The following is a 15,653-nucleotide window of genomic DNA, read 5'->3' as shown; positions in this document are numbered from 1 at the left end:
ATAATATGAATAGAATACAATAATAAAAAATAAGAGGGACATAATGAAACGACTTGCCAAAATAAGTATGCCAGTGAAACTGGTCGTTGTATCTAGCTTAGTCATTGCAATGGCAGCCTGCAGCCCTGCATCGAATAAAGATAGCCAGCAACCACAACCGGCTAAGACCGAAACAGTTAACGCACCAGCAACCGAATCGCAAACACTCGCTGCATTTTTTGCGCAAAGCAGAGAAATCGACCTCAAACGCTCGCCTATGGCACAAAGTTACTTAGGGATAAAGTGGGATTATGATAAGTGGGGTGATTTTTCAGAAGCCAACGCAGATGAAACACGCGCACTGATGGAAACTCGTTTAACGCAAGCTAGCGAATTTGATGTTACTAAACTCAGTGATCCAGAAAAGCTAAGTTTGAGCATTTATAAGGTTGATTTAGAACGCAAACTAGCCAACGATCAGTTTAGGCATCATACCTATATCATGGACCAATTTAGCGCTTGGCACACCACGGTGCCCAGCTTTTTAATTAATATTCATCGCATAGAGAATGAAGAAGATGCGCAAGCTTATATTAGTCGACTTAATAAAGTCGCCCCTTTGTTTGACCAAGTTATCGAACAATTAAGAATAAGAGAAAAGCTTGGTGTAATGCCACCAGCATGGTCATATGATCAAATGATGCAGGCGGCTGCGAATGTTGTCAAAGGTAATCCTTTTTCCGAAAGCCCAGCAGACTCGACAATATTTGCCGACTTTAAACAAAAACTAGATGCATCTGAACTGAGTAATGCTGAAAAGTCAGGGTTAATTGCAGATGCTAATACCGCTTTATTAACATCAGTAAAACCGGCTTACGAAAAGTTATTGCAAGAATTAGGTAAACAGCGCTTATTAACACCCGAGGGTGATGGCGTATGGCGATTACCAAATGGCAGTGCATGGTATCAAAACAGATTAAATTGGTTCACAACAACTGAATTAAATGCGCAAGAAGTGCATCAAATTGGACTAGACAATGTTGAGCGTATTCACGAGTTAATGCGCGGTATTATGCAACAAGTGAAATTCGAAGGGAGTTTGCAAACATTTTTCTTGTTTATGCGTAACGATGATCAATTTTATTATACCAACACAGATGAAGGCCGCCAACGTTATATGACCGAAGCGAAAGACTTCATCGATAAGATGGAAGCTAAACTACCAGAGTACTTTGGTCTAACACCTAAAGCGCGGATGGTGGTGAAGCGTGTTGAGGCTTTTCGTGAGCAATCTGCAGGCAAAGCTTTTTATCAAAGTCCTTCAAAAGACGGCAGTCGCCCAGGTACATACTACGCAAATTTGTTTGATATGCGCAGCATGCCAACCTACCAAATGGAAGCATTGGCTTATCATGAAGGTATTCCTGGCCATCATATGCAAAGGGCAATAGCACAAGAGCTTGAGGGCATACCTGAATTCCAAAAGTACGTTACTTTCACCGCTTATACTGAGGGCTGGGGCTTGTATACTGAAGAGTTAGGCAAAGACATGGGCTTTTATGCAGACCCCTATTCTGACTTTGGACGTTTAGCAATGGAGCTATGGCGCGCGTGTCGATTAGTGGTTGACACTGGTCTTCATGAAATGCAGTGGAGCAGAGAAAAAGCAATACAATACCTGATCGACAATACACCGAACCCAGAGGCTGACTCTGTTAAGGCAATTGAACGTTATATTGCGATGCCCGGTCAGGCGACAGCTTACATGATTGGAAAGTTGAAAATAATGGAGCTGCGCGATAGAGCTCAAACAGAGTTGGGCGATAAATTTGATTATCGTGATTTTCACGATACGATCCTAAAAGACGGCCCGGTGCCGCTGACAGTATTGGAAGAGAGCGTGAATAAATGGATTTTGACTGCTAAATAAAACGCTAATTAAGGATGTAAGCCGTTCTTAGCTAGAACAAATAGAAAATCGTATAGCTGTTGCTCATGCGATTTTTTATTGCTCTGTGACCTGTGTCACATAAAAACGGCTTATGTTCGCTGAGCAAATCATTATTCGAACAATTCTTTTAAATGACGTATTCTGCATTAAGAATATAAAAAAGAAGAAACTTCATGTTTTCGCGAAATAAAAATCAGAACTCATCGGTCTCTATTGACATGATGAAAAAACAAAAACGCTATGAAGCCCTTGTTAAGGCATTCCATGCCGATCTATTTCGTTACGCAATGTGGCTGATAAAAGATAAAGCAATAGCAGAAGATGTAGTTCAAGAAACGTTCCTTCGCGCTTGGAAGTCACTCGATTCGCTGAAAGATGAAGCTGCAGCTAAATCATGGTTAATTACTATTTTGCGTCGTGAAAATGCACGCCGCTTCGAACGTAAGCAATTTGACCTCGTCGATATTGATGATGTTGCAGTAGCTGACCCACATATATTTGGTGACGTGGCATTGGAACATCGAGAACTAAGACGGATCATGTCCAACTTAAGCGAAGAATATAGAGAACCATTAATGATGCAGATATTAATGGGTTTTAGCGGAGACGAAATTGCGGAGCAACTTAACCTTAATAAAAATACAGTAATGACAAGACTATTTAGAGCACGAAACCAGATTAAGGAAGCCTTACTAGGCGAAGAACTCAAAGGAGAACAGGTAAATGGATGAGTTATCATTCCGTCGCACCATTTATGCTGAGCCAAATACAACCGATCCCGACATTATTCAGGCGGCCAAAGATGACCCAGCAAAACAAGTATTTTGGGACGAAGTTAAAGCAATGGATGCACAACTAGCACAAGCGATGAGTATACCTGTGCCAGAAAATTTTGCCGACAAGCTCATTTTACGTCAAGGTATGGATGAGTTCTCACAGAAACGCCAGAAGCGCCCTTGGTACATTGCTCTGGCAGCATCGGTCGCAATGGTAGTTGGTGTTTCTTATGTCACCCTTTTTGCTGGCAATAACGGGCTTGCTAATGATATATATGCGCATATTAATCATGAGTACATGAATAAAGAAATAGCAATGACCGGACAGCACGTATCTCAAAATGTGATTAATGAGAAAATGGCGACTTTCAATGGTGTATTATCGGGTGAAATTGGTGATGTACTATCTGCTAATTACTGCTACTTAGGCACTATTAAAAGTTTACATATGATTATAAAAGGCAAAACAGGACTGATTAACCTATTTGTAGTTGATAACAATAACAGCAAAGAACTAAAAGAAGACTTTAGTACCAATGGACTTGTTGGCACCTCCTTTTTATTGCAATCAGCAAAAATTATTATTGTTGGCGACGATAAAGAACAAGTCTCACACCTACAAACGGCAGCACAAAGCGCCTTTAGGTTCTAAAACGCACAGTTTTCATCACATCAATCGGCCGCTACTTGCGCGTTGCGGCTGTTCTCCACCAATACAATTGTTATTAAAAACAATTATCTACTTCCTCCCAATGCGTTTGATAATATAATAATCTTGCGTTGCTTTTTATCACAAGTTGAGATTAAAGAGCCTTATCTGTTACCATCATGCAAACAATAAAAACAATAGAGAGTAATATGGAAACCGGTACCCTTATATCTTTGGCTATATATTTTATCGCAATGATAGGCATAGGCGTCTATGCATATAGACAAAATGAAGAAACGTGTTCTGGCTATTTACTCGGAGGTCGAAAACTCAGTGCTCCCGTAGTTGCGCTATCAGCAGGTGCTTCTGATATGAGCGGTTGGATGCTGCTTGGCATTCCAGGCGCAATGTATTTATCCGGTGCATCGTCTCTTTGGATTGCTTTTGGACTGTGCATAGGCGCATGGCTAAATTACATTATTGTGGCTCCCAGACTTAGGGTGTTTACTGAATTAGCGAAAGATGCAATAACGCTACCCGACTACTTTGAAAATCGTTTTTACGATTCTAGTCGTTCGTTAAGAATTATCGCTTCGATCGTCATTATTATATTCTTTACACTTTATACCTCAGCCGGCATTGCTGCCGGAGGCAAGTTATTCGAATCTTCTTTTGGTTATAGTTACGAAGTCGGTTTGTATATTACCGCAGGTGTCGTGGTTTGTTATACCTTGTTTGGTGGTTTTATGGCCGTTAGTTTAACTGACTTCGTGCAAGGTATTATTATGTTTATTGCATTGGTAATGGTGCCTACCGTCGTTGTCTTCGAACTCGGCGGTATTAACAATACAATCGACGTCTTAGCCGAAACGGACAGCAACCTACTTTCTTTGTTCGTTGATGCGAACACGGGTGCGACAGTTACCTTTATAGGTATCGTCTCATTAATGTCATGGGGCTTAGGTTATTTTGGTCAACCACATATTATTGTGCGTTTCATGGCGATCTCTAGCATAAAAGCGATGCCTGCGGCTCGCCGTATTGGCATGAGTTGGATGATTGTATCCATCTTTGGTGCAGCTGCTACAGGTCTGTTTGGTTTGGCATATATGAACTCTATTGGCCAATCTTTAGATGACCCTGAGACTATTTTTATAACCCTTTCTCAATTGTTATTCCATCCCTTAGTAGGTGGCTTTTTATTAGCCGCTATTCTGGCTGCAATCATGAGTACTATTTCTTCACAGTTGTTAGTGACGTCTAGTTCTCTAACGAGAGACGTTTACGTTACCTTTATTGACCAGCAATGCAGTGAACCCAAGCAAGTTGTAATTGGACGCATATGTGTAGCGCTAGTGGCGGTTGTTGCAATTGCTCTTGCATATGATAAAGACAGCAGTATTTTGTCATTAGTCAGCAATGCGTGGGCAGGCTTCGGTGCCGCATTTGGCCCACTAGTTCTGTTTTCTTTACTGTGGAAAGACATGAGTCGAATTGCCGCAATAGGTGGCATCGTAAGTGGTGCGGCAACCGTATTGGTATGGATTTACGCACCATTAGGTGAAAATGGTGGATCTATTTATCCAGATTTGTATGCCATTATCCCTGGATTCATTGCATCAAGCTTGGTAATTGTGGCAGTATCTCTACTAAAGCCTGAGAAAAATGACAATATTCGTTTACTTTTCTCTTCATTTGTCGATAGATATGCAACTGAGAGTAAAAAATAATATGAAAAGGCCACCAAATTAGATATGGAATTTTTCGCTGCTCGCCAGCCTATTTTGGACAGGAAAAAATCATTATTTGGCTATGAATTGCTTTTTCGCACTAGCTTGGACAACGTCTTCCCCGACGTTGACCAAGAGCAAGCAACGTCAAAAATGATAGAAGGATTGCAGTTTGATCTCGGCTTAGACCGTATATCCGAGGGTAAGCTAGCATTTATTAACTTTACCGAGAAAACCCTTCTAGGCGGCTACGCTGAGTTACTTCCTAAACAAAAAATTGTTATCGAGGTATTAGAAACAGCACAGCCAACCAAGGCACTTTATCTTGCACTACACAAACTGCATCAAAAAGGCTATACGCTAGCGCTAGACGATTTTATTCATGATGAAAGATGGACACCATTTTATAAGCTTATTGATATTATTAAAATTGACTACCTTGAGAGTACTACCGAAGAAATTGATAGAACTATTGCCGCGGCTCAACAATACCCCAATATTAAGTTACTAGCAGAAAAAGTGGAAACTAACGAAGAATTTACAAAAGCTTTAGAACTCGGGTTTGATTACTTCCAAGGATACTTTTTTAGTCGACCTGAAGTGATAAAAAGCGTTTCACTGACGCCTGCTCAAACCTCGATTGCCGGAATAATGAACAAAGTAGCGTCTGAAGATCCGGACTTTGACGAAATTACAAAATTATTTGAATCAGACGTCACTCTTTCTTTTAAGCTATTACGTTACACGCAATCGGCAATTTTTAAGCGCCAAAATGCAATTAAAACCATCAAACAAGCTGTTTTAATGCTAGGAAAAACTGAACTTGAACGTTTTGTAGGTTTACTTTTTGCCGCTCAATTTAGTGGTAATAAACCACAAGAACTTATTCGCTTGTCGATGCAACGTGCTAAATTTTGTGAACTATTAGCGCCTCATTGCGCAAAGAAAAATAACAGTTCATCCGCTTTCTTGACCGGCATGTTGTCTTTGATTGACGCCATGCTCGATGCCGATCTCGATGTAGTTATCAGCGGTCTACCGTTAAGTGACGAAATCAAACGCGCACTGACGAAAAAACAAGGTTGGTTAGCCGACTGCGTGACACTTTGCCAACACTTTGAAAAAGGCAATTGGCAACAAATGGAAGACAGTTGTAAACACTTACAAATCCCTTACGACGAAATACTTAAAGCATATCAAAACGCCAGTGTTTGGGCTCAAGAAAAAGTGGATGAGTTTGTCTAAGCCCTTAGACAAACCTCACACCGGATAACAACGTTGCTGTTGCACGTCACTCCCTCTGATTGATGTAGTGAAGATATATAACATATTTGTAATATTTTCATTGTTTTAGTTATTAAAACGCTATTAGACATACCAAATTATAATAATCGAATATATCTTAAATATGCTAAAGTTCTAAGCATATAGATTTTTAGCATATTAACCTTTTAACAAGGAGTCCGTCACTGAAATGGCTACCTCAATTCCATCCATTACTCACCTAAAGCAGCTTGAAGCTGAGAGTATTCATATTTTTAGAGAAGTTGCAGCTGAATTTGACAATCCAGTCATGTTATACAGCGTCGGTAAAGACTCATCGGTGCTTCTGCACCTAGCAAGAAAAGCATTTGCCCCTGGCGTCATTCCATTTCCGCTTTTACATGTTGATACTAAATGGAAGTTTAAGGAAATGATCTCTTTCAGAGATGAAATAGCCAAGAAACATAAGCTTAATTTGCTTGTTCATACTAACCAAGAAGGCGTAGAGCAGGGCGTCGGCCCCTTCAGCCACGGCAGCGCAAAACACACAGATATTATGAAAACGGTTGCTTTGAAGCAGGCGTTAAACAAATACAAATTTGATGCTGCATTTGGCGGTGCTCGTCGTGATGAAGAAAAATCGCGTGCCAAAGAACGTGTATATTCATTTAGAGATGAGAATCACCGTTGGGACCCAAAAAATCAGCGGCCGGAGCTTTGGAATATCTACAACAGCCAAATAAACAAAGGCGAAAGTATTCGTGTGTTCCCAATGTCGAACTGGACTGAGCTAGACATATGGCAGTACATTTACCTTGAGAATATTGAAATTCCATCATTGTACTTATCTAAACCACGCCCTGTTGTAAAGCGCGACGGCACCTACTTTATGGTCGATGATGACCGCATGCCTATGGAACCGGGTGAAACGCCTGAGATGCGTTCGGTAAGATTCAGAACCCTTGGCTGCTATCCACTTACTGGTGCGGTTGAATCTACTGCAGATACCTTGCCCGAAGTTATCCAAGAAATGTTGCTAACTAAAACATCCGAACGCCAAGGACGAGTTATCGATCATGACTCCTCTGGCTCTATGGAAAAGAAAAAAATGGAAGGTTACTTCTAATGACAACTAATATTGTTTGGCATGAACATGACGTAAATAAAAAAGCCAGATCAGAAGCACTGAGTCAAAAACCAGCCGTTATTTGGTTAACTGGATTGTCTGGCTCAGGTAAATCAACTATTGCTAATTTACTTGAGAAAAAGCTCTATTCAGAAAGCAAAATGACCTATTTGCTAGACGGCGATAACGTGCGACATGGACTCTGTGGTGATCTGGGTTTTGATGACAAAGACCGTGTTGAAAATATTCGCCGGATTAGTGAAGTTGCAAAATTATTTGTCGATTCAGGCACTATTGTTATTACCGCATTTATATCTCCCTTCAAAGCTGACCGCGGGTACTGTCGTTCTTTATTAGAAGTGGGCGAATTTATAGAAGTATTTGTCGATACCCCTATCGAAATTTGTGAGCAGCGCGATCCCAAAGGGTTATATAAAAAAGCACGCAGTGGCGATATTAAACACTTCACCGGTATCGATTCCGCTTATGAAGAACCCATGTCCCCTGAAGTCCATTTAACTTATATGGACGAAACCCCAGAGCAAACCGCTGAACGACTTTTCAATATGCTATCGACGAGAGGGTTTATATAAATGACGAGTTTTGAATTAACGCCAGACTTCGTTGAAAAGGTCAAGCAAATTGCGCTTGAAGCCGGCGACAAAATCATGGCAATATACGGCCAAGACTTCAGTATTTATGACAAGTCTGATTCTAGTCCTTTGACAGAAGCAGACTTAGCCGCTCATCATCACATTGTTGATAGCTTAACAGCTATATCACCATTGCCTATACTGTCTGAAGAATCGGCACATATTCCATGGTCAGTGCGCAAAACATGGGTCCGGTACTGGCTCGTAGACCCTTTAGATGGAACCAAAGAATTCATAAAAAAGAACGGCGAATTTACCGTTAATATTGCGTTAATCGAATATGGTGAGCCTACTTTTGGCGTAGTTCACGCACCGGCCATTAATAAAACTTACGTTGGTCAAGTCGATGTTGGTGCTTACAGTGAAGAAAGCGGTATCAAGACCGCGATAAAAGCAAACACACACAAAACCGGAGAAAAGTGGAAAATTGTTGGCAGCCGCTCTCACCAGAGTACGGAGATAAACAAGATACTTGATAGCCTTGATGGTGAAAATGAGCTGGTTGCAATGGGCAGTTCACTGAAACTTTGCTTGGTCGCCAATGGTGAAGCTCATATGTATCCGCGCGTTGGACCTACTAGCGAATGGGACACTGGTGCAGCGCATGCCGTTGCTATTGCAGCTGGCGCAAAAGTCACTGTTTTGGACCTTAATAATCCATTTGACAAAGACGCATCTCCACTTCGATACAATCAAAAAGATTCTGTCTTAAACCCCTATTTCTTGGTAAGTTGCTCACATGAATAACGAAAACGAATTGCTTCAAACCGACATATTGTCGTACTTAGAACAACACGAAAATAAAGACCTACTGCGATTTTTGACCTGTGGTAGCGTTGATGACGGCAAAAGCACCTTAATTGGCCGTTTATTATATGACTCAAAAATGATTTATGAAGACCAGCTTGCCGCGATTACAAAAGATAGCAAAAAAAGTGGAACAACCGGCGAAAAAGTTGATTTAGCATTACTCGTCGACGGTCTGCAGTCAGAACGCGAACAAGGTATTACTATTGATGTTGCTTACCGTTATTTTAGTACAGAAAAACGTAAGTTTATCATTGCCGATACGCCAGGACACGAGCAGTATACCCGTAATATGGTAACAGGTGCATCAACATGTGACCTTGCTATTATTCTTGTGGATGCACGAGAAGGCGTAAAAACACAAACTAGACGCCATTCATTTTTAGTTTCTTTGCTGGGTATAAAGCATATTATTGTTGCCGTTAATAAAATGGACTTAATGGAATATCGACAGGATGTTTACGAGCAGATCCAGAGAGACTACATGGAATTTTCAACGCAATTAACCATTCCGGATATTCGTTTTGTGCCTCTATCCGCGCTTGAAGGCGACAACGTGGTTAATCGCAGCGACAAAACACCTTGGTTTAAAGGTGAGTTGTTGATGGAATTGCTTGAAAATATGGAAGTGACGCAACAGTTATATAAAGACTTTCGTTTTCCAGTACAGTATGTCAATCGGCCAAACCTCGACTTTAGAGGATTTGCAGGGACTATTGTTTCAGGTTCAATTAAGCCAGGAGATGCCATTATCGCATTACCTTCTGGAAAAACCTCAACTGTTAAGACAATTTCTACATTCAACGGTGATTTAGATATTGGATATGCACCAAACGCAGTAACATTGACCTTAAATGATGAGATTGATATTTCACGCGGAGATATGATTGTTAAGTCAGATGCTTTGCCTTTGCAATCAACTGCATATAAAACTCATATGGTTTGGATGTCTGAAGATGCGCTTATTCCTAATAAGCAGTATAGCTTTAAATTTGCAACCAAAAAAGTGTCTGGAAGCGTATCGAGCATTGACTATCAAATAGATGTAAATACCTTACAAAAAACTGACGCGTTGCACCTTAACTTAAATGAAATTGGTGTTACTAACATCAAATTGACTCAAGAGGTCGCTTGCGACCCTTATGCTGAGAACCGCAAAACGGGTGCATTCATTATGATCGACCGTCTCACCAATGGCACAGTCGGTGCTGGTATGATTATTAGTGAGAATGAAATCAATAAAGGTGCACATCAGTATTCTGAATTTGAGCTTGAATTTAACTCATTAGTGAGAAAACATTTCCCACATTGGAATGCAAACGACATTAGTGGCTAGGTAATTATTTAGAAAGTCGTAGAATGAAGGGAATGCAGTTATTAATCCACTGTATTCCCTTTTTGGTTGTTCTAATCGAATGAGGTTAATGAAACTTAAGCCAAACCAGAAAAAGTGTAAAAGACACCCATTAGTACTAAATATGTTAACAAAGATGCAAACTGACTAAACATGCCACTTCATATTACCAAAAAATAGGTTATGCTTAGTTTTTGAAGAGCAGTCTAGCTGTGAGCGAGCATAATCACTGCAATAGCCATCGCACGAATACCCATTGCAGGAGCAGCCATTGCAAAAAAACACAATGAACAACAAGGCAGTTATACAATGACTTGGGAACAAATTCTCGTCTTAGTTGTTTTTTTAAGCACTATTTTTGGCCTTGCTTTTACCAACAAACGCCCCGCCAGTGTATTTGCCGCGAGCATGCTTCTACTGCTGTTAACGCAGCAACTTTCGCTTGAAGCCGTTTTAAAAAATGTTACCAATACCGGACTTGTCACCCTCGTTTTGCTGTTGCTCGTTAGTCATTCCATTGATAAAACCGCCTTCATAAAACGACTCGGTCGAGCTATTGTGAGAAAGTCATTCACGCAGAGCTTCTGGCGTATGTTCGCCGTCACCTTTAGCTCTTCTGCTTTGCTTAATAACACGGCTATTGTTGCTAGTTTAATTGGTCCAATTAAACAAAACCAATTACATGCTCCTTCGCGACTATTAATTCCTCTGTCCTACGCCGCAATATTGGGTGGAACGGTCACCTTAATTGGGACATCAACAAACTTAATAGTCGACAGTTTCTTGATTGAACATGGGCATCCCGGGTTTAACTTTTTTGATTTTACCTTGTTTGGCTTAACTGCCGGTTTAGCCTGCGCTGTGCTGTTGTTTTTTCTCACTCCTTTGTTGCCCAATATTGCTAGCAACGAAAACAGCTATCAGAGCTATCTTTTGGAAGCTGATGTTGAAGCAGCATCAGAATTGATCGGAAAAACGGTAGAAGATAACCACTTGCGCAACCTGCCAGAGTTATTTCTAATCGAAATTATTCGCCGCAATGTCGTTATGTCACCAGTGACGCCTGATATGTTAATTGAAGAAAGTGATAAATTAATATTCTCTGGCAACGTACAAAAAATGGATAACCTTGCGCATATTAAAGGCCTAACTATGTTTGCGGAAGCTGACGGCCTATTACGTGATAATTTAACTGAAGTGATCGTGTCAAATCGTGCCCCAATTATTAATAGAACACTCAAAGAAGTCGGTTTTAGAGCGTTGTTTGATGCAGCGGTTGTTGCTATACGAAGAGACGGCGAACAGATATCTGGTAAGTTAGGAGAGTTGAAACTACAAGCAGGTGATTTTTTATTACTTGCAACAGGCTCCGATTTTCAGCGTCGAGATAACATCACCAAAAACTTCTTTATTGTATCCGAACAAAAAATCACAAGAAAGCTCAAGCCATGGCAAGAAGCTTTCACCCTTCTTGGGTTCGTTAGTACTATTGTTTTAGCGGCAACATCAATGGTTCCCTTAGCCCTTGGCCTAATCTTCTTTACCGCAAGTTTGACACTAATAAATGTTTCTTCAATTAGAGAAATTAAGCGCCATTTGCCGGTCAATCTTATCTTAGTCATCGTTGGTGCATTAAGTTTAGCAACCGCACTCGAAAGTAGTGGAATTATTCGCTTAGCCACTGATGGATTGGTGCCAATCATTGGTGATATGCCACCGGTATTTGCGTTGATCTTAGTGTATATTATGACGTTGCTACTTACCGAGTTTGTCACTAATAATGCAGCTGCAGCGCTCATGTTTCCGTTTGCCTACGGCATAGTTAACGCAATGGGACTGCCATTGACGCCATTCGCACTTGCTGTCGCCTTCGCCGCTAGTGCTAGCTTTATCTCTCCTTATGGATATCAAACTAACTTAATCGTGTTCAGTGCAACAAACTATAAGTTTAAAGACTTCGTTAAAATAGGCACACCCATCTCTATTCTTTACTCAAGTATCGTGTTGTCATTGCTAAGTTGGGTGTATTTGTAAGACTTACTTTTGGCACTAAAGCTTAAGTAAGTGAAATTAAAATGAAGACGCTGCAAAAGCGAATGAACGTGATTAAGACACTCACGACGCGCGTTTTGACCCGCGTACTAGAATAGAGTACGCTTACGTTTTAAAGAAATCTTTTGCCCGTTCTAATGGAGACGTTCATGAAATTAACACTTATAAAAAGTTTTGCCGCAATTGCTCTACTTGGATTTTTCACGCAGTTTTCAGCTGCACAAGATGTCACTCCAATGGCAGCTGCTAAACAAATCGCTGACATCGTTGCTTCAATAAATCATTTCCCTTCTGATGAAGATAAAGCCGCACTAGCAATTATTTCTGCTGACAACAGTTTACCCCAAAATGTAAGAGATATGGCTACTGCAGTGTCTACTATAGCCCATTCAGCAAACGATGAAGGGAAAATCGCAATGACGCGCATTCAAGCAAGCGATAAAGCGCCAGATTCGGCTAAGTCCTTAGCCGGAATGATTGCTAATTTCAACCATATGCTAAGCGATGAACAAAAACAGAAATTGGCTAAAATATATCCTTAAAAAACGACTTGATGTTTTGTTAGCCACTTTTTTTCTATCGAAGAATGTGGCGAGCATTTTTTCTTAGCGCAGAAGAAGCTCTATTGACTATCGATATCGGCTATAAATTCTAAACATAACAAGCGCATCAGCGAAACAGGTTTGCGGCGGTCCTATTTTATATGTATTGCTTTCACCTTTGGCACATACAAATCAAATGCATGTGCCTTTAACACTCTAACCATTCTGATTAATTCAGATTAAAACGCATACCTTGCAGATAAAGAGTACTGCTTACCATCACCGTCTCCAACAATGCCGACGCCTAATGCTAATTGTTCGTTAACATAGTAATGACCACTTAAGCCAAGTTGTGTCCTATCATCGCCAATCTGTCGGCGCACAATGTGTGTGTCGATTTCAAACTGATCAGTTAACCGAGAGCGAGCGCCAATTTTTATTTGAAGACCGTCATCATCAGCCTCAGCTGAATTGACGCCGCTACTTGCCTCTATATTAAGGTTAACAAAGCCTAGTGAGCCATATAAGTCAGTGATATCTGAAATACCGTAGCGATACCCTAGGTTGACATCAAAGAGAGTTACGTCAACATCGACGTCTGCTGGGTCATCAGATAAACGGCTATACTTTCCGTCAACAAATATATTGTCAGTTAGTAAGTATGAGGCTGTTATCCCCAAGCCTAGTGGATCAAAGCCATTGGCATTGTCGATCGATAGGGACTCAACAGAGCCTTGTACAAAATTCCATTCTGGTGCTGTTTCAGCAAACACTGCAGTTGAAGAAAGGCCGCTGCTTAATAAGATAATTGCTGCTAATTTGGTTTTCATAAGTTTCCTTTGTGTATGAAGTTTGATTTATGTTGTTACGTATATTGTTGATTTCGTTGATAAGATTACACTAGCGTAACTGAACAAAAACTGAACTTTAGTTGAACGAGAGATGAATGAGAAAGAGAGTATTATGAATCAATAGACTAATAGATATATTGACTTAGCAGGATAAGGCCGCAGCAAAATTAGGTATATTTAATATCAAGCCTAGCTTAATGCACAACAAAAGTTTCAAAGTTAACTATAGACTCAAAAATATGTATGCATAACCATTAAAAAATAGAATAAAATTATAATAATAATTTAAAAATTAGTTATATTTTTTAATAAAAAATAAATATTAGGAATTAAATGCTAAAAAATCATATCTCTATGGCTGATAAAAGAATCCAATGCTAGACGCTGCGCTTTATAATATATGACATTATCAGCAACGGATATGGACAACATGAACAACGCCGCACACGCAATCAGCAAACTAGATAAAGACACGTCAAATAACGAATTTTGGGAGAATATAGCAAACCAAATCGTTATCGATCCTAAATACAAACACCGTATTTATGCTGACTGGACCGCAAGCGGGCGTTTATTTCGACCAATAGAAGACCGGATTACCAATATGGTCGGGGGATTGATGGCCAATACTCATACTGAGGACAGTTACACCGGACGCGTAATGACAACGTGGTTGCATGAAGCTGATCAGGCTATTAAAAAACATGTGAATGCATCAACCGACGACGTTTTATTAAATGTCGGCAGCGGCATGACCGGGGCTTTAGCTAAATTAATGCGTATGATGGGGTGGTGGTGCCACGAGCAACACCGAGCAGCCGTAGTCGCAACTATGGGTGAAAAACCCTTGGTTTATATTACTCATCGTGAACATCATAGCAATCATACAATGTGGCTCGAAAGTTTAGTTGAACTTAGAATTATCCCTGCCTTACCAGGTGATGAAATAGATATCGACTGGCTAGAGCGTGATTTAGCCGACGAACAGAACCGAAAAACTAAAATAGCCTCTATCACAGCGGCGTCAAACGTAACTGGTATCGAAACGCCATATCGCCAAATAGCAAAAATAATGCATCACCATGGCGGGGTTTGCTTTGTTGATTTTGCGGCATCAGGCCCTTATGTCGACATTAATATGCATCCTGCAAAAGGTGAATGGCTTGATGCAATATTCTTTTCACCACATAAATTTTTAGGTGGTCCTGGCGCATCAGGTGTTTTACTTTTTAATAAGCATCTTTATCAAAACAAAGTACCCGAACAGCCCGGTGGTGGTACTGTATTATGGACCAATCCATGGGGTGAGCACCGCTTTATTGAGGACATACAACAACGAGAAAGCGGCGGTACTCCCGGTATTTTGCAGACAATACGCACCGCGATGGCAATTCAGTTGAAAGAGGAAATGGGAACTCAACGTATTTATGAGCGTGAGCAATACCTAAACGCTGTCTTATTCAAACGCCTAGGGAACATTGAAGGTGTGCGTATATTGTCAGAGCAACATAAACATCGCCTAAGCGTATTCTCAATTGTATTTGACGACATTGACTACAAGACTGCAGTGCAAAGATTGAGTAATGACTTTCAGGTCGAAACGCGCGGCGGCTGTGCATGCGCTGGTACCTATGGCCATCATTTGTTAGACATAGATTATTGCACATCCAAAGGTATTACTGACCAACTTGATGATGAGTTTCAAAGTTTGAAGCCAGGTTGGGTTAGAGTGAGTTTACACCCTAGTATGAGCGAAATGGACATTAATAAAATAGCCGACGCAATACAACAAGTCGCCAGAGGTGCTATCGCTCAAGTCGTTACAATACCTAAAATTAAGTCTATTTGGGAACCCTTAATTTAACTAAACGTCGCCCTACGTTTGTATGCTTTTTTTAAATGGGGGTGTATCTTACACTA

Annotated in this window: 13 protein-coding genes; 12 read left to right on the top strand and 1 reads right to left on the bottom strand. The window is 40.5% G+C overall.

Annotation, left to right across the window (positions count from 1 at the left end):
* The first annotated feature begins 43 nt into the window (after positions 1–43).
* The 11 genes from CXF81_RS09200 to CXF81_RS09150 all read left to right on the top strand — a co-directional run bounded on the left by CXF81_RS09200 (position 44) and on the right by CXF81_RS09150 (position 12,882).
* Entirely contained in the window at positions 44–1,909 is a 1,866-nt protein-coding gene (locus tag CXF81_RS09200) for a DUF885 family protein (protein WP_101181075.1), read from the top strand.
* A gap of 194 nt (positions 1,910–2,103) precedes the next feature.
* Entirely contained in the window at positions 2,104–2,661 is a 558-nt protein-coding gene (locus CXF81_RS09195) for a sigma-70 family RNA polymerase sigma factor (protein ID WP_101181074.1), read from the top strand.
* Positions 2,654–3,358, top strand: coding sequence for a DUF3379 family protein (locus CXF81_RS09190; RefSeq protein ID WP_101181073.1), 705 nt, complete (start codon positions 2,654–2,656; stop codon positions 3,356–3,358). Before CXF81_RS09195 ends, CXF81_RS09190 begins: the two co-directional genes overlap by 8 nt.
* Before the next feature lie 206 nt (positions 3,359–3,564).
* Positions 3,565–5,085, top strand: a complete 1,521-nt coding sequence (putP, locus tag CXF81_RS09185; protein ID WP_101181072.1) for a sodium/proline symporter PutP — start codon at positions 3,565–3,567, stop codon at positions 5,083–5,085.
* A 24-nt stretch (positions 5,086–5,109) separates the two neighbouring features.
* Positions 5,110–6,330 (top strand): EAL and HDOD domain-containing protein, encoded by a 1,221-nt coding sequence (locus tag CXF81_RS09180; RefSeq protein WP_101181071.1) that lies wholly within the window; start codon positions 5,110–5,112, stop codon positions 6,328–6,330.
* Between the two features lie 229 nt (positions 6,331–6,559).
* Positions 6,560–7,474 carry a sulfate adenylyltransferase subunit CysD gene (gene cysD / locus CXF81_RS09175; RefSeq protein WP_101181070.1) on the top strand — a complete coding sequence of 305 codons (915 nt, stop codon included), beginning with the start codon at positions 6,560–6,562 and terminating at the stop codon, positions 7,472–7,474.
* Positions 7,474–8,067 (top strand): adenylyl-sulfate kinase, encoded by a 594-nt coding sequence (gene cysC, locus CXF81_RS09170; protein ID WP_101181069.1) that lies wholly within the window; start codon positions 7,474–7,476, stop codon positions 8,065–8,067. The genes cysD and cysC overlap by 1 nt, the downstream gene beginning before the upstream one ends.
* Positions 8,068–8,874, top strand: a complete 807-nt coding sequence (gene cysQ, locus CXF81_RS09165; protein ID WP_101181068.1) for a 3'(2'),5'-bisphosphate nucleotidase CysQ — start codon at positions 8,068–8,070, stop codon at positions 8,872–8,874.
* The gene (gene cysN, locus CXF81_RS09160) at positions 8,867–10,270 is read left to right on the top strand and encodes a sulfate adenylyltransferase subunit CysN (protein WP_101181067.1); all 1,404 of its coding nucleotides are present in this window, start codon (positions 8,867–8,869) and stop codon (positions 10,268–10,270) included. The genes cysQ and cysN overlap by 8 nt, the downstream gene beginning before the upstream one ends.
* Before the next feature lie 327 nt (positions 10,271–10,597).
* Entirely contained in the window at positions 10,598–12,322 is a 1,725-nt protein-coding gene (locus tag CXF81_RS09155; RefSeq protein WP_101181066.1) for an SLC13 family permease, read from the top strand.
* A gap of 167 nt (positions 12,323–12,489) precedes the next feature.
* Positions 12,490–12,882 carry a hypothetical protein gene (locus tag CXF81_RS09150; RefSeq protein WP_101181065.1) on the top strand — a complete coding sequence of 131 codons (393 nt, stop codon included), beginning with the start codon at positions 12,490–12,492 and terminating at the stop codon, positions 12,880–12,882.
* A gap of 239 nt (positions 12,883–13,121) precedes the next feature.
* Here CXF81_RS09150 and CXF81_RS09145 read toward each other — a convergent pair whose 3' ends face one another.
* On the bottom strand, positions 13,122–13,712 hold the full coding sequence (locus tag CXF81_RS09145) for a porin family protein (protein ID WP_101181064.1): 591 nt from the start codon (positions 13,710–13,712) through the stop codon (positions 13,122–13,124).
* Positions 13,713–14,163: 451 nt separating this feature from the next.
* Here CXF81_RS09145 and CXF81_RS09140 point away from each other — a divergent pair, with 451 nt between their 5' ends.
* A complete protein-coding gene (locus tag CXF81_RS09140; protein WP_101181136.1) occupies positions 14,164–15,597 on the top strand; it encodes an aminotransferase class V-fold PLP-dependent enzyme in 1,434 nt (477 codons plus the stop codon).
* The last annotated feature ends 56 nt before the right edge of the window (positions 15,598–15,653 follow it).

It is taken from the genome of Glaciecola sp. 33A, assembly GCF_002836745.1.
In the GTDB taxonomy this organism is placed as follows: Bacteria; Pseudomonadota; Gammaproteobacteria; order Enterobacterales; family Alteromonadaceae; genus Glaciecola.
The sequence above is the reverse complement of the archived record's forward strand: the minus strand, read 5'-3'. Positions and strand labels throughout refer to the sequence as shown.